This is a genomic window from Paenibacillus hemerocallicola (genome assembly GCF_006265175.1).
Taxonomy (GTDB): Bacteria; Bacillota; Bacilli; order Paenibacillales; family NBRC-103111; genus Paenibacillus_AB; species Paenibacillus_AB hemerocallicola.
Genome location: NZ_VDCQ01000008.1, coordinates 23,698 through 43,503 on the forward strand (window position 1 = coordinate 23,698; position 19,806 = coordinate 43,503).

19 protein-coding genes are annotated in these 19,806 nt (G+C 57.1%); 5 read left to right on the forward strand and 14 right to left on the reverse strand.

The window, feature by feature from the left end:
- Positions 1 to 45: 45 nt before the first annotated feature.
- The 5 genes from FE784_RS07720 to FE784_RS07740 all read right to left on the reverse strand — a co-directional run bounded on the left by FE784_RS07720 (position 46) and on the right by FE784_RS07740 (position 3,391).
- Positions 46 to 330: a twin-arginine translocase TatA/TatE family subunit gene (locus FE784_RS07720; protein WP_139601570.1), complete on the reverse strand. Its 285-nt coding sequence runs from the start codon at positions 328 to 330 to the stop codon at positions 46 to 48.
- Positions 331 to 383: 53 nt separating this feature from the next.
- Positions 384 to 1,406, reverse strand: a complete 1,023-nt coding sequence (locus FE784_RS07725; protein ID WP_139601571.1) for a molybdopterin-binding protein — start codon at positions 1,404 to 1,406, stop codon at positions 384 to 386.
- Positions 1,407 to 1,409: 3 nt separating this feature from the next.
- The gene (locus tag FE784_RS07730; protein ID WP_139601572.1) at positions 1,410 to 1,898 is read right to left on the reverse strand and encodes a MogA/MoaB family molybdenum cofactor biosynthesis protein; all 489 of its coding nucleotides are present in this window, start codon (positions 1,896 to 1,898) and stop codon (positions 1,410 to 1,412) included.
- A 98-nt stretch (positions 1,899 to 1,996) separates the two neighbouring features.
- Positions 1,997 to 2,476, reverse strand: a complete 480-nt coding sequence (gene moaC, locus FE784_RS07735; protein WP_281287040.1) for a cyclic pyranopterin monophosphate synthase MoaC — start codon at positions 2,474 to 2,476, stop codon at positions 1,997 to 1,999.
- Between the two features lie 297 nt (positions 2,477 to 2,773).
- Positions 2,774 to 3,391, reverse strand: a complete 618-nt coding sequence (locus tag FE784_RS07740) for a 5-formyltetrahydrofolate cyclo-ligase (RefSeq protein WP_139601573.1) — start codon at positions 3,389 to 3,391, stop codon at positions 2,774 to 2,776.
- Between the two features lie 205 nt (positions 3,392 to 3,596).
- On the opposite strand from FE784_RS07740, the gene FE784_RS07745 reads away from it, so the two are divergent.
- Positions 3,597 to 5,603: an ABC-F family ATP-binding cassette domain-containing protein gene (locus tag FE784_RS07745; RefSeq protein WP_139601574.1), complete on the forward strand. Its 2,007-nt coding sequence runs from the start codon at positions 3,597 to 3,599 to the stop codon at positions 5,601 to 5,603.
- Here the strand turns inward: FE784_RS07745 and FE784_RS07750 are convergent.
- From FE784_RS07750 to thiL, 7 genes are all read right to left on the reverse strand, one after another.
- A complete protein-coding gene (locus tag FE784_RS07750) occupies positions 5,573 to 7,882 on the reverse strand; it encodes a hypothetical protein (protein WP_139601575.1) in 2,310 nt (769 codons plus the stop codon). The genes FE784_RS07745 and FE784_RS07750 overlap by 31 nt on opposite strands.
- A gap of 759 nt (positions 7,883 to 8,641) precedes the next feature.
- Positions 8,642 to 9,985 carry an ABC transporter substrate-binding protein gene (locus tag FE784_RS07755; RefSeq protein WP_176706037.1) on the reverse strand — a complete coding sequence of 448 codons (1,344 nt, stop codon included), beginning with the start codon at positions 9,983 to 9,985 and terminating at the stop codon, positions 8,642 to 8,644.
- Positions 9,986 to 10,901: 916 nt separating this feature from the next.
- Positions 10,902 to 11,978, reverse strand: coding sequence for a tRNA (adenosine(37)-N6)-threonylcarbamoyltransferase complex transferase subunit TsaD (gene tsaD / locus FE784_RS07760; protein WP_139601577.1), 1,077 nt, complete (start codon positions 11,976 to 11,978; stop codon positions 10,902 to 10,904).
- Between the two features lie 4 nt (positions 11,979 to 11,982).
- Complete coding sequence (gene rimI / locus FE784_RS07765; protein WP_342779079.1) at positions 11,983 to 12,480, reverse strand: ribosomal protein S18-alanine N-acetyltransferase; 498 nt, start codon at positions 12,478 to 12,480, stop codon at positions 11,983 to 11,985.
- On the reverse strand, positions 12,467 to 13,294 hold the full coding sequence (gene tsaB, locus FE784_RS07770; RefSeq protein ID WP_176706038.1) for a tRNA (adenosine(37)-N6)-threonylcarbamoyltransferase complex dimerization subunit type 1 TsaB: 828 nt from the start codon (positions 13,292 to 13,294) through the stop codon (positions 12,467 to 12,469). The genes rimI and tsaB overlap by 14 nt, the downstream gene beginning before the upstream one ends.
- A complete protein-coding gene (gene tsaE, locus FE784_RS07775; RefSeq protein WP_246131940.1) occupies positions 13,288 to 13,785 on the reverse strand; it encodes a tRNA (adenosine(37)-N6)-threonylcarbamoyltransferase complex ATPase subunit type 1 TsaE in 498 nt (165 codons plus the stop codon). Before tsaE ends, tsaB begins: the two co-directional genes overlap by 7 nt.
- Positions 13,782 to 14,834, reverse strand: a complete 1,053-nt coding sequence (gene thiL / locus FE784_RS07780) for a thiamine-phosphate kinase (protein WP_139601698.1) — start codon at positions 14,832 to 14,834, stop codon at positions 13,782 to 13,784. Before thiL ends, tsaE begins: the two co-directional genes overlap by 4 nt.
- 280 nt (positions 14,835 to 15,114) lie before the next feature.
- On the opposite strand from thiL, the gene FE784_RS07785 reads away from it, so the two are divergent.
- Both FE784_RS07785 and FE784_RS07790 read left to right on the forward strand, forming a co-directional pair.
- Complete coding sequence (locus FE784_RS07785; RefSeq protein ID WP_139601580.1) at positions 15,115 to 15,618, forward strand: coiled-coil domain-containing protein; 504 nt, start codon at positions 15,115 to 15,117, stop codon at positions 15,616 to 15,618.
- Positions 15,619 to 15,634: 16 nt separating this feature from the next.
- Complete coding sequence (locus tag FE784_RS07790; protein WP_139601581.1) at positions 15,635 to 16,342, forward strand: AIM24 family protein; 708 nt, start codon at positions 15,635 to 15,637, stop codon at positions 16,340 to 16,342.
- Between the two features lie 62 nt (positions 16,343 to 16,404).
- Here the strand turns inward: FE784_RS07790 and FE784_RS07795 are convergent, their stop codons facing one another.
- Positions 16,405 to 16,608 (reverse strand): H-type small acid-soluble spore protein, encoded by a 204-nt coding sequence (locus FE784_RS07795; protein WP_139601582.1) that lies wholly within the window; start codon positions 16,606 to 16,608, stop codon positions 16,405 to 16,407.
- Positions 16,609 to 16,627: 19 nt separating this feature from the next.
- The gene (locus FE784_RS40710; protein ID WP_176706031.1) at positions 16,628 to 16,798 is read right to left on the reverse strand and encodes a hypothetical protein; all 171 of its coding nucleotides are present in this window, start codon (positions 16,796 to 16,798) and stop codon (positions 16,628 to 16,630) included.
- Positions 16,799 to 16,966: 168 nt separating this feature from the next.
- Between FE784_RS40710 and ku the strand changes: the two genes are divergently transcribed.
- Entirely contained in the window at positions 16,967 to 17,815 is an 849-nt protein-coding gene (gene ku, locus FE784_RS07800; RefSeq protein WP_139601583.1) for a non-homologous end joining protein Ku, read from the forward strand.
- Positions 17,816 to 18,150: 335 nt separating this feature from the next.
- A complete protein-coding gene (locus tag FE784_RS07805) occupies positions 18,151 to 19,500 on the forward strand; it encodes an ABC transporter substrate-binding protein (RefSeq protein WP_176706039.1) in 1,350 nt (449 codons plus the stop codon).
- Positions 19,501 to 19,806: the final 306 nt, after the last annotated feature.

Sequence of the window (19,806 nt, forward strand, 5' to 3'; positions counted from 1 at the left end):
TTTCTCTCATGGGGCATGTTCCGGAACGTTGCCAACCGGATCGTCTCACTCCGGCAATCGTTTCTCGCCGCTTTGAGCCGTTTGCGCTGCCGGAGCGGTCTCCGCCGTAGCAGTCCGGTATTCCGGCTTGCTTGCTTCGATTCGCGAGGATTCCGCCTTCTGCACTTCCTTGCGATCGGAATCGTCCTCGAGTATTTCTTTCGCCCCGTTCTTGAACTCGCGAAGCGTACGGCCGAACGCGCGGCCCAGTTCCGGCAGCTTGCTCGGTCCGAATAACAGCAATGCCACCAAAATAATGAGAATGAATCCAGTCGCCCCGATATTAGGCATCGTCAATTCCTCCTGTCGATTATGGGTATAGGAAACTCTTACCAGCCTGAACGTTATCCTCTGTCTGCGAACAACCCTCCGTATCCGAGCTCGGCAATATGGCTGCGCTCGATCCGTTCATTCGCGCATATTCGCGGCAGTAACACATCGAAGACGGTGAATTTGTCGTGCATGACACTGCCCGGCAGCCCGAGAATCGGGATTTCTCCCAAATAGGCCATCAGAAGCATGGAGCCTGGAAGCATCGGAGTGCCATGGCTGACGATATGCGCACCGGCTTGCTTGATAGCCCCCGGCGTGCGGTCGTCCGGATCGACGGACATTCCTCCCGTGACCAGAATAAGATCGACTTGACTCTGCTCGAAATAGCGGATTTCCCGCACGATCTCCTCGATGCCGTCTGTGCTGAACCGCTGTTCGGTCACGACGGAGCCGAACGACTCCAGCTTGGACCGGACGACAGGTCCGAATTTGTCTTCGACGAGTCCATTATACACTTCGCTGCCGGTCGTAATGACCCCCGCCCGCAATGTTCGAAAAGGTTTCACGGAAATGGGCCCTTCTCCCATATGACCTTCGCGCCATTGTCGGGCCATCCGCTCGACCGCTTCGATCTTGGCCTTGGAAATGATCAGCAGGATAACGCGCATCCCCGCAAGCGACTGCCCTTCCTCCACGACGGTGTAAGATGGGAGCGTGGCCATGGCCAACTGATCGATGGCATTGACTTCGTCGATGAAGGCTTTGTCTATGGCGGCCAACCCGCGGATAGCCGCCCTGAGCATTACTTTGCCTTCGCTCGGCTCGCCCGTCGCCACGTTCGAGCCGAATACGGCCTTTGCCATCCGGATAGCCGCTTCGTCTTCATGTACATCATCGTCGCCCAGCTCGAGCACATAAATGTGCTCCTTGCCGATCCGCCTCAGCTCCGGGATATCCTCCTCGCGAATGACGTGGCCTTTGCGAAACGCCCTTCCCTTGAATTCGCCGGGAACGATTCGGGTCAAGTCGTGGGCCAGCGGAAGCCCGATCGCTTCCTCCACTTTCACTTCCCGGAGCACGCTCGATTGACCCATGGCTTACGCTCCGCCTCCTTTGCCCTTGATCAAGGTCAATGCGACGGGCAGCTGATCCATGACGGCGGCCAAACATTCGTGCACGCCCTTCGGATCTCCCGGAAGATTCAACAGCAGCGTCTGACCGCGTATGCCGGCTACGCCCCGGGTCAGCATGCCGTGTCCCGTCCTCTGCATGAGGGCGGCCCGCATCGCCTCGGCAAACCCCGGCGCCGCCCGGTCGATCACTTCCAAAGTCGCTTCCGGCGTTACGTCCCGCGGCGCCATGCCGATGCCGCCTGTCGTCAAAATCAGATCCGCCTTGTAGTAATCGGTCATTTCGATGAGCGCAGCAATAATTTCATCCGTCTCGTCGGGGACGATCCGATATTCGATGATATCCCCCTGCAGCTCTTCCTCCACGAGTTCGCGAATCACCTGAGCACTGGTGTCTTCACGTTCGCCGCGAGAACCTTGATCGCTTGCCGTTAAAAGGCCAACTTTCCAGCGCATCAGCGTTTCCCTCCCTTGTCCAGAAGTCCGGTGATTCTTGTGTTCGATGCGAAGCCGCGGCTTATTCTGTCGTCTCCGCCAATTCGGCCCCTTCGGCGCTATCGCGAATAGTCGCCGCTCTTGCCGCCCGTCTTGGCCAAAAGCACGGTCGGCCCGATGCTGATCCCCTTCTCCAGCGCCTTGCACATGTCGTATACCGTTAGAGCCGCGGCCGAAACGGCCGTCAGCGCCTCCATCTCGACGCCGGTCAGTCCGGTCGTCTTGACCGTTCCTTCAATATATAGCTCGTCGGAACCGTTATCGGAGAACCGGATGTCGATTCCGGTCAGCGGCAGCGGATGGCACATCGGAATCCATTCCGACGTTTTCTTGGCGGCCATAATGCCGGCCACTTGCGCGACTGCCAAAACGTCGCCCTTCCCCACCTTGCCCTGCTTGATGACATCGAGCGTGGAAGGAAGCATGGCGACGGTCGTCCGGGCGGTCGCCGTTCGGCGTGTCTCCGTTTTCTCCGACACGTCCACCATGCGGGCTCGCCCTTCGCTGTTGAAATGCGTGAGTCCGGATGAATCGGTCACCCTCGCCCCTCCTCCCCGTTAAGCGAATGTATGGAAACTGCTATGCAAAAGAAGCAGCTGTGGAACGAAACGATCCATTTCGTCGCATGTTTCTTTGCTGCAGCTTGAATTCGGGATGCAAATCGGCGTACGGCCGAGCCGTCTTGTACCGATTCCTTCACATTCGACACTCGGGGCCGTATGTCCTTTTTTGAACGAGAAAAAGACGATTGAAAGTTTTATTAATTCATTCTGACTTACGGAAGTTGCAAAGCGGAGCGATGTCGGAAGCAGCGATCGTAGATGTTCGGTATTGGCTTAAGCCTGCGGCAGTATCCATTGGCGATTCTCCGTTAGGACGGCGTCCACCCGGAAATCGTGATTGTCCATCGGCACCTCGGGGACGATCTGGGCGTCGAAGGCGAGCGCCAGCTTGAAAGGCTCCTTGCCGACGTTTTCCCTGCATCTCCGGATGAAGGCGTCATAGTACCCTCCGCCATAGCCGAGACGGCCTCCCATGCTATCGAAAGCCAGACCGGGTACGAGCATCACGTCGATATCCGCGGCCCGTCTCCATACCGGAGCGGACATGAGCGGTTCGCGAATGCCCCATTTTCCCGTCTCCAAATCCTCATTGCCGCGAATGACGTGCAGCGACATCAGCTTCTTGTCGCGGATTACTTTCGGTACGACAACCGTTCCCCCGAGTTCCCAGCACCATTCCATCACCGGCGTAACGTCCAGCTCCGTCCGGAACGGCACGTAGCTGAAAAGCGTACAGGACCGGCCCCGGGCGAAAGACAGCCGATCTTCCAGGAAACGGACCGCCTTCTTGCAAATAAGCGCCGAATTCTCGGCCCGTTCGGTCTCGGACAACGAGGCTCTTACCGCCTCCGCTTGCTTGCGCAGCTGCGCCTTGAGAGCTTTTACGGCCATCCTGGTTCCTTCCTTCTCGCTGCTGGATTCAATCTGATTACCCTCAGTGTATCATACATCCGGCGGGAAGAAAAAGAAGCTTAGGCGCATTCCATCCGCTCCGCTCGCCGGACGGCTTTCGCTAAAAACAAACTGTCATTTTACAAACGAACGCCCCATCGGTAAACTGATCTTAGAACATGCTATATTCGGAGGAAGACTAACGATGCTGTTGCAAGTGAACGGACTGGGCAAACATTACGGCACGACTACCGCGCTGTCGAACATATCGATGCAAATCCAGGAGCGCGACCGGATCGGTCTCGTCGGCGTCAACGGCGCGGGCAAATCGACGCTGCTCAAAATTGTTGCGGGAGAAATGTCCGCCGACGAAGGCGAGATTTTCCGTGCGAAGGAAACGCGAATCGGCTATTTGGCGCAAAACAGCGGACTGCAGTCGGACCGCTCGATTTGGGATGAAATGATGGGCGTGTTCGCCGACCTGCTGGAGGCCGAACGCGAGCTGCGAGAGCTGGAGGCGCGAATGTCCGACCCCGCTCTGGCCGCGGACGCGAAAGCGTATGAAGACGTTCTGCACAAGTATTCGGTCAAATCGGACCTGTTTCGCGAGCAAGGCGGCTTCCGCATAGAAGCGCGCGTAAGAAGCGTGCTGCACGGCATGGGGTTCGGCTCGTTCGATCCCGCCACGGTCGTCCGTACGCTGAGCGGCGGACAGAAGACCCGGCTGGCGCTGGCAAGGCTGTTGCTGCAGGAGCCCGATCTCCTCATGCTGGACGAACCGACCAACTATCTGGATATCCAAACGCTCACGTGGCTGGAGGATTATTTGCGCGGCTACTCCGGTGCCGTGCTCGTCGTATCCCATGACCGTTTTTTTCTGGATGCGATGGCGAATGTGATCTACGAAATCGAACGCACGCGCTGCAAAAGGTATACCGGGAACTACACGCGGTATATGGAGCTGAAAGCGGCGGAGTACGAAATCGAGCTGAGGCATTACGAGAAGCAGCAGGACGAGATCTCCAAAATGGAGGACTTCGTCCAACGCAATATCGTCCGCGCCTCGACAACTAAACGCGCCCAAAGCCGCCGCAAGGCGCTCGAGAAAATGGATCGGCTGGACAGGCCCGCCGGAGAGCTGAAAAAAGCTTCGTTCCGTTTCGAGACGGAGCGGCAGTCGGGCAAGGACGTGCTGCGGGCTCAGCACCTCTCCGCCTCCTACGACGGGACGCGGCGGTTGTTCGGAAACGCCTCGTTCGAGCTGCGGCGCGGCGATATGGCGGCCTTGATCGGACCGAACGGCATCGGCAAATCGACGCTGCTGAAAATTTTGACCGGACAAAAGCGGCAGGATGCCGGCATGTTCGAATGGGGGACGAACGTCTCGATCGGTTATTATGATCAGGAGCAGCAAGGGCTGAACCCGAACAACACGGTACTCGAGGAGCTGTGGGGGGACTACCCCCATCTGGAGGAAGTGCGAATCCGCACGGTGCTGGGCAGCTTCCTGTTCAGCGGCGAGGACGTGCTGAAAAAAGTAATGTCGCTGAGCGGCGGCGAAAAAGCGCGCGTCTCGCTGGCCAAGCTGATGCTGAAGCAGGCGAACATGCTTATTCTCGACGAGCCGACCAACCATCTCGATCTGTTCAGCAAGGAAGTGCTCGAGGCGGCTTTGCTCGACTACGAAGGCACCCTGCTCTTCATTTCCCATGACCGCTATTTCCTGAACAAAATGGCCGATCGGATGCTCGAGCTGCATGCGGGCGGCATTGACGATTATTTGGGCAACTATGACGATTATGTCGAGAAAAAACGCGAGCTGGCCGCGATCGAGGCGGAGCGGACGGCGGAAGCGGCGACGGGCAAGTCGGCGGCGGCCAAAGCCGGCGGCGGCGTAGCGGGCGCTGCTGCGCCCGGCGCGGCCAACCGGGAAGCCGTGAGCGACGGCGACGCTTCGAACGGAGCGAAGCCGAAGGACTATGAGGCGGAGAAGCAGCAGAAGCGCGAAGAGCGCGGGCGCCAGCGCAAAATCGAGCAGCTGGAGCAGGCGATTTCCGCCTTGGAGGACGAGACGGCCGCACTGGAGGCGGCGCTGCTCGACCCCGGCGTCTATAACGATTACGTCGCCGTGCAGAAAGTAAACGACGACCTGGTGATCAAGAAGTCGGAGCTGGAACGCCTTTATGCGGAATGGGAAGAGCTGTCCTCCTGAATGCGCAGCAGCAGCATCGGCACCGCCGCATACACGATCATCGTGGCGGCCGCGACGATGCCCGAATCGTTGAAGGCGAGCGCCGCAACCGCCCCCACCGCAATCGCGATAAAGCCGCTCATATAGTGCGGATACAACGCTTCCCAGCGCCGGAATGCTCCTCGCGGACGCAAAACGGCGACTGCCATGACAAGCAGGCCGGCAGCCAGCACCTTCGTCCAGACGGATACGCCGATCAGATGGGCGTTCATCTGCAGCTTGCGCACGATCGTGGCCGCGATCAGATCCGTCCGTCCGTCGCCGAGCAGCGCCATCGCGCGGCCGATGTGGCTCTGCCGCGAAGCGTCCGCCGGGACGGCGGCGTTGAGCAGCCAGAGCGCGGCCAGAGCGGCGGCGACAAGCCCGGCGCAGACGAGCGCGAGCGGCAGCGGGCCGAGCCGGCGGAAGGCGCCGCGGGCGAAGCTGCGCAGCCACGCGAGGCCGAAGGCGACGGCCGCGGTGATGGCGCCGCCGGCGTTCGTGCCGAGCCGCGGGGCGGCGAGGTAGAGCGCGACGGCGCCGAACGCGGCGGCCGCGACAGCGGCGGCGAGGCCGGCGGAGCGGCGGCGGCGCGCGAACGTGGCGGCGCGCGAGAGCGGCGGCGGCGCCTTGGCCGGAGCCGGAGCGGACGCGGCGGCGGGCAAGGCTGCGGGCTCGGCAGGGCGAGGGCGGAAAGCGTCGCGGCGACGACGGCGCTCCATCACGGCGACGAAAGCCAGCGTGGCGGCGCCGACCACAACGCCCATATACTCGTTGCCCATCCCATAATAACGAGCCCCGATCATAGGATCATACCCCAGCACCGAACGTTTCATGCCTTCCGCACCCAGCACGCCGTCGAGCAGCAGCGCCATCGTCGTAACTCCGCTTAACAAACCGGCCGCGTATAGTGCGGATCGGCCATACGAGAACAAACTGCCGAGTATCGCCGACAGCACTATGAATAAAGCTACTTGAACGGAACCGGAAAGCGGATAAACCGCGTTCATCCACCCGATCAGGAGCAGTGAAAGAGGAGCCGCCAACAGCAGGAGCAGCAGCGTCTCGATCCATCGCAGCGTTCTTCCGAGCTTGAACCAAATCGCAACCAAAGCCGCCAGCAGGACGACGGCTTCCACGGACACAAAGGGGATAAGCACCCGGGGACGAATCCGGTAAATTTCGCTTATCGTGCCGAGTTCTTTCAATAGAACGGATAAGGAGTCCGGATACCGGACTATTGTCGCTGCCCGGCCCACCATGTCATTCGGAGCCTCGATCCCGAACGATGCGAGCAAGGACGGCGCGAAATCCGCCGCCGTGACGATTCCCGCCCTGCGTGTACTGGGAGAAGTAAGCAGCCCCGCAGATATTCCCGGCCCGTATTGGACGACCGGTGCGAGATGCATTTTATTCCTGGCCGCCGCGGTGCTTACCAGCGGAGAAATCAGCCATATGGAATCGCCGTTTTGCTGCCTACGCAAAACCTCGCCCACCAATCCGTCCAGACTGCGCAAAACTTCCAGCTTGTCCCTTTCCGCCTGCAAGGTATCATATCGCGATTCTTCCGCTTGAAATCGCAACAAATCGCCCCACTCCAGCACGACTACGGCCGGCCCTTTCACGGAATCCCAGCCCCGCAGCAGCTCCGGCGTATTCGTTCTTGCGGCGTAGGGAGCGCCAGGCTCGGAAATAAGCATATTGTCGCCAACGCCGCCTTTCTGCACCCGCCCCCCCTCATCCATAATCAGCAACGGCGCGAAACGCTTTTTCCCCTGCTCGTTGTCGCTATTTCCAAACACTCCCGCCGCCACCCCGTTCCGGCGCAGCAGTTCCCCGAGCAGCCCGGGATACGAATGCTGCGAGCGGTTGTTATTTCGACGACGGATCGCTGCGATCTCCGGCACGACGACCCCCGCCTCGCCCGGCTCCAGACCGGTCAGTCTCCGATACAGCTCAAGGCCCGCTCCGTCGCCCCCATTCCATGCCGAATAGGCTGCGCTGCTAAAGGCCGGCGCCCCCGCCCCCATGGTGGCATAGCTGTCCTCCAGTCCCTTCTCCGGAGTGCGGACGTTCATCGCGCCTATTGCGCCTTTCCTTATGAGGCCGTCTATATTCGGAAGTTGGTTCAGCAAATTCTCGTCCCAGTCCGGAAACGACCAGCCCGGAATCGAAACGATCGTAACTTTCCCGCCGCTTTTTCTCGGTTCACTCCCTTCAACCGCGCTATATGCGTGATTCATTCCTCTGTGAAGCTTCATTACAGAGCCACGCTGCCCGTGGTGTGCCATTAGCATCAGTCCGACTGTTAAAGCAATTGCCAGACAACAAGCGATCATGCACAGAAAGCGAACGTACGATCCCCTGTTTACTTGTGTCTTCCTCAGTCCGCAACACCTCCCCGGTAACGAATGTATAATTGAAAGCCATATCGCGGACCTATCGATCGAGCCGCACAGACGCGCGAAATGCTGGCGGTACGAATTTGCGAAACGCTGGCACGAGCTGACGAATAATGAGCCTAATTTGCTTATTAATGAATCTCGTTGCGCTATTTTGGGCTTTTTTCGGCAGAAGGGGAACAGTGAATCAAAAGTAACTAGTGAACTCAAATCCTCAAATTCACTAACAATGAAAATTGGTTCACTATTCGCGGAATTCGCCCATCCAACAAGTAAAAGTCTCTGAAGTTGTATAGCCTTCAACTACTCGTTTCTAGAATTGCCCAGTTCGGCCATTTTTACAGAAAAAAATAATTCACAACGTTATCCACAAGAAATGAGGGGAAGAGCGCCTGATTTGACGGTTTTTTCTTTTCCATCCACAATGTTATCCCCATTATCCACAATTCATCTTTGAAAAACTTATTCCAATAGCTCCTCCCTTACATTCGTTGTCCCCGTTGCGTTTGCACATCTTGTGCACATTATACACAAGGGGTGTGGATAACTTTATCCACACCCCTCGTCTTACCTATTGTCTTGTCGGCATCTTTAAGCGTGACTTTCTCAACAGCCTGATTATTTTCCGTTCAATTCGGCAATTTTCTTGTTCGCGAGCTCCTCGGCATCCCTCAGTGCGGTGTTGGCATCCTTCTTGCCCGCTGCTACCTCATCGAAGGCGGTATCCAGCACCTTGTCGACGACGCTTTGGTATTTGTTCACTTTATAGGAGGGAGCGGGCTGGACCGGGATCAGGTTCTTCAAATTTTTGTCGGCAAATTGCCGGACCCCTTTTCCCATGCTGTCGCGGTATTTATCGCCCTTTAACGCCGGACCGTCGCCCTTGAGCGTCTGTTCCTTCTGGTACTCCTCCGAGGCCAACACCGTAGCGGCTAGAAAAGCCTGATCCCGATGCTTGCTTATACTCGTCACGTTAAAATAATAGTTGAGCAGACCCGAACCGACGCCCGGCCGCTCTTTCAGCATCGGGAGCGGTGCCATATCCCACCGGATATTCGTATTCCGCACATACTCGGCTCCCGAGACGAACATGCTGACGAGCATTGCCGCCCTTCCCTCCTTCCAGAACACGTTGTTCGCCTGGGCGATCGGCACATACGGGTTTCCGTCGACATTGAATGCCCGGGAGAAATTGTCGAACAGCTTTTTCCAATTGTCGTTATTAAGTGTAGCTTTATTGGTAGCCGGGTCCACGTACCCTTGCGAAAGCTGGTTCATCAAATGATAATGCCGCCCGATGACGATCAGTCCCTGGTAGTTGACGCCGCCCTCCGCCCGCGACATTTTCTTCGATAGCTCGAACGCATCGTCCCAGCTCATGCCGTCTTTTGGGTAGGCGACACCGAATTTATCGAACAGGTCTTTGTTGTACATCAACCCGACTAGCGATGAACCGTTGGGCAAGCCGTATATGCCGCCGTTAGCCAGCTGGCGCATCTCGTCGAGCACGACCGTCTCGATTTGGCCTAGATTGTAGTTGTATTTTTGGACCAAGTCGGAGACGTCGTTCTGCAGATTGAGATCGATGAGCATTTCATAAATGTTGGCGCGGTGCGTCTGCATCAGGTCGATCGTCTGCCCCTGCGCGACCAAGTCTTTCAAGGTGACGCCTTTGCCCGGCACGAGAACCCGGAACGTAAAATTCGGATACTTTTTCCGGATCGCATTGCCGTACGTTTCCATAAACCGTTCGAGCGTATAGCTGCCGTCATTGAAATATACGGTCAATTCAACCGGATCCTTCGCAGCCTTGGCGATCGCATCCGCCGCCGAAGCCTCGCTTTTCGCTTCCCCGCTTTTTGCGGAATCATTCGTTTTGTCCCCGGCTTGACTGCTCCCGCAGGCGGCAAGCACCGCCGTTAAAGCCGCCGCCATCGTGTAAACCAACCATCTTTTGGCCATAAACGTCCCCTCCATAATCATGAATCCGCCGCGTTTGCAGCGGTTTGACATTGTCGTTCCAGAATGCCCGCCAAAATGATAGCGGTTACAAAAGTGGTACGACTTGCTTCCTCCTGAACACCTAATCTCACCAGCGGCATTGTCTCCGTCTCACCAGCGGCGATCTCTCCTGAATCGTTTTCTCCTGAGCCGTTCTCTCCTATGCGTACTCGACGTCGGGTATGCGCTCCGTGTCCCCCCAATATCTCTTCACCGTAGTTTCGCATTGCTTGGCATCGTTTTTATGCCCAAGTCCTATCACCTTTTTCAATATAAGATATTAATAATCACATTATATATTTACAAGTCAATAAACGCAATAATATTTCATATTATGAAATACAATTATAAAAGTGGAATATTAACCTCTCCTTCTGAATCAGAGGAGAGAGCAACTTGAATTATTAATTCTGCGCACAACTCTCGAAAAGTACCGGCAAACACCTCAGCGAAAAAGTTCAAAAGAACAAAGGAACGAACCAATCCGCAGCTAACGGAACAAAAAGTTCCGCTAATATCGGAAATGACGCCGCAAAAGGACCAAAAGGAACAATTAGTTCCTTTATCAAGTTCCGAGACGCGACTGCCGGCCTGTTTTTAGCGAATAGCGGAACTAGATGTTCCGTTTGACCGCATGAACCCGCTTCCTGCTCACCATAACGGAACTTTTTGTTCCGCGACCGCGACTTTGCGGGACATCATGTTCCACCAGTCATCCCGCTGCGGGAAATTGGAATCCTTCAAGAACCAAGAACGGACGCACTCGCAACAAATCCACACTTTAACCGCAGACGACGGGCTCATCCATTTTATAAGCAACAAAAAAAGAACCGTGTCCGATTCACACAGTTCTTCCAGCCTGCTTATATAAATGCATTCAGCGTCCCGCATGCTCCGCCGGCTCTTTCACCGACCATTGCTCCAGCGACAGCAGCGCCTCGGCCTTCAGGTCGAGCGACGAAAGCTCGCCTCGCTCCCACTTCAAAAAAGCGGCGGCCGCGATCATCGCGGCATTATCGGTGCACAGCGACAGCGGCGGCACAAGAAGCGGCAGCTCTTCGCGCGCGCATCTATCGGCAAGCGCCTCCCGCAGCCCTTTGTTCGCGGCGACGCCGCCGGCTAGCATCAACTGCTTCGCTCCGAACGCCTTCGAAGCGCGGATCGCCTTCTCGACCAGCACCTCTACGACAGAATCCTGAAACCCTTTGGATATGCGCATCGGCTGCACGACCTCTCCGCGCATTTTGGCCTGGTTCAATACGGCCAGCACGGCCGATTTCAGACCGCTGAAGCTGAAATCGTAAGAATCCGGCTCCAGCCAGACGCGCGGCAGCGGAACGCCCTCGTCGGCTTCATGGGCGAGCCGGTCCACGTGCGGTCCTCCCGGATACGGAAGCCCCATGGCCCGGGCCACTTTGTCGTAGGCTTCTCCTGCGGCGTCGTCTCTCGTCTGCCCGATAATGCGGAACACGCCGGGCGACGGAACATGCACGAGCTCCGTATGGCCGCCCGATACGACGAGCGACACAAGCGGATATTCAAGCTGATGGACGAGCTCGTTGGCATATATATGACCGGCGATATGATGTACGCCGATGAGCGGGATTTGCAGCGCGCAAGCGAGCGTTTTGGCCGCCACGACGCCGACGAGCAGCGAGCCGACGAGCCCCGGACCCTGCGTGACCGCGACAGCGGACAAGTCGGCGAGCCGGATGCCCGCGGCCTGCACCGCTTCCTCCAGAATCAAAGTGACGCTTTCCACGTGCTGGCGGGAAGCGATCTCGGGAACGACGCCGCCGTACCGTTTGTGCGTGTCGATTTGGCTCGATACGACATTGGACCGGATGATCGTCCCGTTCTCCACGACAGCGACGGACGTTTCGTCGCAGCTCGTTTCCACGGCGAGGATCAAGCCCGGCCGATGCTCTGTTCGTTCCTTTCGTTGCGTCGGCATTCGTTTACTGTTCTCCTTCCTCCGCCATGCGGCGCAAATGCGCCCACATGATGATGGCGTCTTCTCCGTTGTCGGTATAATACCCTTTGCGCAAGCCGGCGGGAATAAACCCGAGCTTCGCATACAGCCGCTGCGCGACGGTGTTCGAGGTGCGCACCTCCAGCGTGATCCGCTCGGCCCCGAGGAAGATCGCGGCGGATTGCAGCTGGGTAAGCAGCCGCTCGCCCAGCTTCCGCCCCCGGTATGGCGCGCGGACGGCAATGTTCGTAATATGCGCTTCATCCACGATCATCCACATGCCGCCGTAACCTACGATTTCCCCGTCCAGCTCCATCACGAGATAGTGGGCGAAATGGTTGTTGGTCAGCTCGTTGTGGAACGCTCCGGCCGACCACGGCGTCGTAAACGCCTCCTGTTCGATCGCGCAAATCGTATCGATATCCTCGACGCGCATCGAACGGAACTGGAGCGTTTTGCCTTCGACCCTCTCAGCTTGCTCCAAACGGCTCGCCTCCCCCGTTTTCCTTTTGCAGCAGCTTGACTTCCGCTTCCGCGAGCTGCGTATAATTCGGCACGAGCGCATGCGTGTCGTCCGCCTCCGCGCCGCTTCCGATACGACGCCAAGCGAGCTCGGCAATTTCGGCAGCGCTGATCCCGCTGTCCCGAATATCCGTCGCCGCCGTTCCGCGGCCGCTTTCGCTCCATGCCAGTATCGTCTCGCGGAATCCCGCCGTCTCGCCGCCGAACAAGATACCCTCAGGTCCGGCGCCTTGTTCCCGGCTGCGGGCCAGAAGCTCGCCGAGCGGTTCGAGCCAATTCTCCACGACGCGTATTCCGTCTTCCGCCACTCTTTGCCAACCGTTCGGTCCGGAGGCGAATACGGCGCAAAAGGCTTGCTTGCGGCGGGCGTCCAGGAGCGGAACGTACCAGCGCGGCGCATTTGACGAAGGATGCTCCCGTTCCAATGTATGTGCATCCCCGAGCGCCAATGCTTCCAATCCGGACACCCCTATGACCGGAATGCCGAGCGACCACGCGAACGTCTTCGCAACCGTTACGCCGATCCGCACTCCGGTATACGAGCCCGGTCCCGTCCCGACGGCGACGGCGTCCAAATCGGAAGGCAGCGCTCCGGCATCCTTCAGCATGTCGTCGATTTCCGGCAACAGCTTGATCGAATGATTGCGCTCCGCCTGCGAGCTGCGTTCGGAGACGATCTTGCCGTCCACGGATAACGCCACCGTCAGCACGCTTGTCGACGTATCGATGGCAAGAAGCTTGCCGATTCGTTCATTCCTTTGTCCATTCCTCAACATATCGTTCCGTTCTCCTTCAACTGCCTGCACCATTCCGCATAACGTTCGCCATGCGGCGTCAGTTCGATTTCCCGCTCCCGCTCACCGGCGTGCCGAATCCGGACGGCAAGATGGTCCGGCGGCAGCAATCCGCGGATTAACTCCGCCCACTCCACCAGCGTGACTCCGGCACCGTAAAAATAATCGTCGAGTCCGAGTTCCTCGGCCTCGTTCTCCGAAATCCGGTATACGTCCATATGGTAAAAAGGAAGACGGTCTCCCTCGTATTCCTTGATGATCGTAAACGTCGGACTGTTCACGACGCCCTTCACTCCCAGCGCGCGAGCTACCGACTGCGAAAATCGGGTCTTGCCGGCTCCCAGGTCGCCGTCCAGAGCCAGCACCGTACCCGCACCCATCTTGGCGGCCAGCGCTTCGGCCAGACGGGCCGTTTGCTCTTCGCCGCTCGAGGCGAAAGTATACGTTTCCGTAGCCGTCTCCCCCTTTCTCACGCAAAATGATTATAGCCTCTCTTGCCGACCGGCACTCCCGCATCCGCGCCGGCTCGTACGAGCGTTACGCCAACCTTGCCGTCGGCGCTCCCCGTCACTGCGGAATCGACTTCCCCTACGAACCAAATCCGTTTGCCCGCCCGTTCGAACGTGCTCGCCAGCTCGGCTGCATACTCTTGCCGCACCGTGCCGACAAGCTCGTAGTCTTCGCCGCCGTACAGCGCCCAATCCAGCGGATCATGCGCAGAAGCCGCGGCATAATCGCGGAGCTCGTCGGACACCGGTATGCGGTCGCCGTACAAAGTCACCTGCACGCCCGAAGCTTCGGCAATTTCCCACGCTTCGCTCGCCAAGCCGTCGCTAATATCGTTCAATGCGCCGCACATGCCGGGCTTCGCCCTGGCAAGCAGACGGCCTGCGTCGATTCTCGGCTCCGGGAGCCGGTGAGCCCGCGCCAGCGGCCGGATCCGTTCCGGCAGCTCCTCAAGCGGCCCCGCCAGCCCGCCTCTTTCCAGCAAAAAGCGAAGCCCGGCCGCCGAGCCGCCCAACGGACCGGTGATGAACACCGCATCTCCGGCTTTTGCCGCCGAACGGAGCAATGACCCGCCGGCCCCGGCTTCGCCAATAACCGTGACGGTCACGGTCAAGCCTGACGGCGATGATGCAGTATCCCCTCCGACTATGGAGGTTCCGTATCGCTCCGCGCATGCGTATAGACCGTCGTACAGCTCCCGCAGCCGCTCCGGCGAAGACGAGCGCGGAGCGGCCAGCGCGACGAGCGCCCACCTCGGCTCCGCTCCCATGGCGGCAATATCGCTCAAGCTCGATGCCATCGCTTTATAGCCGATATCCTCATAAGTCATCGTCTCCGGCTTGAAATGCACGGACTCGACCATCGTGTCGCACGAGACGACCAATTCTTTCCCGCCGGTCGGCCGCAATACGGCCGCGTCGTCGCCGATGCCGACCGACACGCCGGATTCCGGGTGATCGGACACAACGGTCGAGCGAGACCGGTTAAGCATCCGGATCAAAGCAAACTCGTCCATGCCAGCCACAAGACGCCTCCCGTTTCAACTTGTACCTATTATATCGGTACGACCGGAGCGCCGCAACAACGCGAAGAGCGCGCCTTTTGCCGCATGGGCGCGATTTTTCGACATAACCCGCCGCATGCTCGAAACACGGCGCGATTTTACCGATGCCTGACGTCCCATATTGCGCTACAATAGAAGCATGGAGCAAAGAAACGAATCGACAGCTTTTTCGTATCTATTATAGAAGCAATAAACGGACCAAGCCTATACGCGAATTCGGAGGTGTTTCGACATGATGCGACGTTCCCCTCGACCTGCATACAAGCCCGGTTTCCGGTCTCTCCGCACGTTTCCCCGCCGGCTCGCGCTGTCGATCGCCCTGGCGACGACACTGATCGGCGCGAGCCCGTCTGCCGCGCAGGCCGGCGTAATGGACAAGGTGAAGCAGTGGTTCGAGCTGCCGGACCAAGTGGACAGCTTGCGGGAGCAATACGATACGACCAAGCAGCAGCTGAAGGATGCCACGAAGCAGTTCGACGAGGCGGCGCGACAATCCCGGGAGACGATCGAGCAGTACCGTCAGGCCGAGCAGCGTCTGCGCGAAGAAAACGAGCGGCTCGCCAAACAAAACGAGCAGCTGGCGCAAGCGGTAAACGGACTGCAGGATGCGGAGAGCGCGAGAAACGACCGGTCCCGGCGCACATGGATGCTCATCTGGACGGCGGCAGGCCTCGTCGGATTGTATTTCTTGTCGTCCCGGCTGTTCCGGCTGCTGCTGCGCAGCAAACATTCCTGATGAAAGGTGGAGGCTCATGGAAATCCGTTCCGACACGGCAGCGGGCGGCATTCATCAACAATCGTACGCCGAGCTTCTGCTGGAGCGGGAAGACACCGTACACGTGCTGCATCCGGGTCAAATCGTCGCCTTCCAGGGAGAATCGGCCCGCCGCGAGGACAAGCTGATGAATTTGCAAGGCATGTACCGCAAGAAGAAGCTCATCCGCTCCAGACTGACCGGGCCGTCCCGCCTGCTGCTGGCGCTGCCCGGCGGCTATTCGCTGCACTGCCTGTCGCTGGCGGGAAACGAGGATTTGTTGTTCGAATTCCGCCATTTGCTCTTCTATACGGAAGGCATCGAGATGAAGAGCGTCATGCAAAGCTTCAAAAACATGATCGCCACCAAAGACGTCATGCGCATGAAATTTTCCGGAACCGGCACGATCGGCATCATTTCCGCCGGCCCGATTCGCGAATGGAAGCTCGATCCCGCCCAAGCTTCGTATATCGATACCCGCTCGCTGATCGCCTATCCGCAAAGCTCGTCCATCGAGCTAAGCGTATACGGCAACCATTTGGCGAGCCAGCATATGAGCTTTCAATGGAAAATGACGGGCACGGGCAGCGCGCTGCTGCAAGTCGGACGGCCGGACGCCCGGCTGGAGCAGTTCGTCAGCCAGGACAGTCTGGCCAAGCGGCTGCTGAGGGAAATCGTACCGTTCGGCGGAGTCTGGTTTAAATGAGAAAAAGCCTCGGAATCCCGCCCGGGAATTTCGAGGCTTTCGTATTGGCAAAATGCCGCGGCTCAAGACTTTTGTTCGAATGCCGCTCCATGCTCCCGCAGCTCCGTGATCGGCACGTTTTTGGATACGCGGGGATCGTTCTCCGGATGAACGGTAGCGACTCCGCTGTATTTGTCCACGCTGTCGATCCATACCGATTCGCCCTGCCACGTCACTTCAATTTTGTCGTTGGACAAAATGATATGCTGCGCGCGATCGTAGTCCATGCAACAACACTCCTTTTCCTTACAAATTCGATTCGTCGTCGCCCATCGTATCTACCGCCGTCTCTTCGATCAAGCCGTTATGCATCGTCACGTTTCCGCCGCCCAAGCCTTCGTTGATCATCCGGTCGATGTCCATGAAGTACTCGTCGCGTCCTTCCTTGTCGGAATCGTTCAGCAGCTGCCCGTCCACGCTCTCCCCCCTCTCCTGCTTATTTCCCGATTAGAATGCCCTATTCGGTTGCGTGCATACGATATCCGGCGTTTATACGTCAATCGATGCGATTGCAGGTGTAGAACCGTGTCTTTTGGAGAACACTGAGAAGTAAAGTAAAGTCAACCGCTAAGGGAGGAACCGGCGATGCATACCGTATGGAAAGGCGCGATCAGCTTCGGGCTTGTGCATGTACCCGTCAAAATGTTCTCGGCCACGGAAGACAAAGACATCAGCATGAAATATATTCATAAAGCTTGCGGAACGCCGCTGTCGTACGTCCGGACTTGCCAGCATTGCGAGCAGGCCGTGGAGTGGGAGCAAATATCCCGGGGCTACGAATACGAGCCGGGCCGCTTCGTCTTGTTCGAGAAGGAAGAGCTGGACGCGCTGTCCGAGGCAAGCAAGGAAATCAAAATTTTGGATTTCGTCGACTTGAAGGAAATCGATCCGATCTATTTTCAAAAAACGTATTATCTCGCTCCCGGCGAAACCGGCTCGAACGCCTACAGCCTCCTGCTCGAGGCAATGCGCCAATCAGGCAAAATCGGCATAGCCAAAGTGTCGATCCGTTCCAAAAGCAGCATGGCGGCCATCCGCGTTATCGAGGACTGCATCGCGATGGAGACGATTTTCTACCCGGACGAAATCCGCTCCATCACCCAAGTGCCGAACTTGCCGGAAAATCCCGCCGTCAACGACAAGGAGCTGACGATGGCGAAGATGCTGATCGAACAGCTGTCGACGCCTTTCGAGCCGGGCAAGTACAAGGACGATTACCGCGACAAGGTCATGAACATGATCCAACAAAAAGTGGCCGGAGAAGAAATCAGGGTAGCTCCGGAAGCGCCGAAGACGAATGTCATCGATTTGATGGCCGCCCTGCAGGCGAGTCTCGAGGCCGCCAAGCCTTCCAGCGTCCCGACCGAAGCGGCCGAACCGGCCGCGGCCCCGAAGCCCAAAGGCAGGAAAAAGGCGAAGGAAACCGTTTCTTAGCGTTTAGAACCGAATAAGTCGTTCGGACGAGCCGATGTGCCCTCAAGCATATTCGGCTTTTTTGATTCGCAGCCGTCCGAGAAGCGTGACGCGGAAGCATGCGAATGCACATCCGATCGTTTATCCATATTTAACTATCTTTCCTCTATGTACGTTCCCCATTCCCATCCGTATGATTTGTATATGTAAACCCTTTCAATTCGGTTTGCACAGACCACGATCGTGGCAGTTATACAGAACTGGAGGGGGTGCGTATCACTTGAATCACAGCATTTCACTTCTTCGAACGGGAAAGCGCTGCACCTTGTCTGAAAAAAAGTATGGGGGATGTTAAGATGAATAACAAACAACGGATACGGCGGCCCCTTGCAACGCTGCTGCTTGCGTTGACGGTTTCCGCTTGCTCTGGCGGAAGCGATGGAAAAGGAGCTGACGACGGAGGAGGGGCCTCCTCCAAATTGCAGGACGTAACGAAAGCGCCTGTAGAGTTAACGTTCTTCACTTCTTACTCCACGCTTATGTCCGATCTAAGCCAGGAAGGCTTTATGAATGATTTCGGCCAATATATGCAAAAGAAATATCCGAATTTCTCCTTCAAGCCGATCTTCGGTTCGACGACAAAGGAAACGATCCAGACGATCGTAGCGTCCAAAACGCCGATCGATATTATCCAGATCTCGCCGGTTCAGACGTTTAACTTCGTGGACCTCGGATTAAGCTCCGACATCTCCGACCTTATTAAAAAATATAAGCTCGATTTAAGCCATGTCGAACCTAGCTCCCTGGACTTGCTGACCAAGGCGGGAAACAATCAGCTGGTCGGCTTGCCTTATCAGATGAATTCGCTTGTCCTGTTCTACAATAAAGACTTGTTCGATAAATTCGGCGTGCCGTATCCGAAAGACAATATGACCTGGAACGAAACGGCAGACATCGTACGCCGTACTACCCGACAGGATGGCGGAGTACAGTATATCGGATTTGGCAATCAGCAAGGCTGGGCGAATATTTTAAGAAGCAACCAGCTTTCGATTGAGCCGATTAACCTCGCGACGAATAAAGTCACTTACGAGAATGGAGATTGGAAACGGTTGTTCGATCAGCTGCACCCGATTTTTCAAGTGCCGGGCAACGGAATCAACACGGAAGCCGTATCCATGAATCTATTTATTAAAGAACGAAGACTATCCATGATTCTCAGCTATCCGGAGTATTACCAACGCTTTCCTTCCGATCTCAATTGGGACGTGGTAACGTCGCCGCAGCTCGCCGATCGTCCGGGGGTCAACTTTGCCCCGGTTCCGATCGTGCTGGCTCCCGTGGCATACAGCCCGAAACGGGATGCCGCATTTCTGGCCATATCCGAGATGCTATCGGAGGAAGTGCAGTTGCTGCGCGCGAGAAAGTATGCGATTTCATCTGTTTTGACGGATAAAAAGTTCCGCGAACAGATGGGAGCCGAAGTGCCGGCTTTGCAAGGAAAGAACAGACAAGTGATGCAGCCGGTAAACATGGCCAAATCCATCACGTTTTCTCCGCTTACGAGCGATGCCATGAACGGAATAGGGACGGCTTTCAGCGATACGATGTCGGGAAAGAAAGACGCCAATACCGCGCTTCGCGAGCAGGCGGAGGCGGCCAATAAGAAAATTGCCGAGAAATTGGAGGCCGAGGGCAAAAAATAACGGACTTTTCGCTTTCCATGAAAACAAGGCTGTTCCCGGCATACGGAGGACAGCCTTGTTTTTGACCGACAGCCTAGTCGCATACGGCCTGAAGATCTCTCGATGAAGCGGGTACAACATACTTCCGTAGATAAAGGAACTGTATTCCTCTATTGTCCCCATAAATGCTACACTCTTGAAGATAACGGAACAGACCTCCGTTATCTCGAGCTTCTGGGGTGAAAATGATCGTGGACTGCGGAATAGCGGAACGGCTTTCCGTTATTTTCCGATCGTCATCGGTAACCCGGTCCATAGCATACGCCA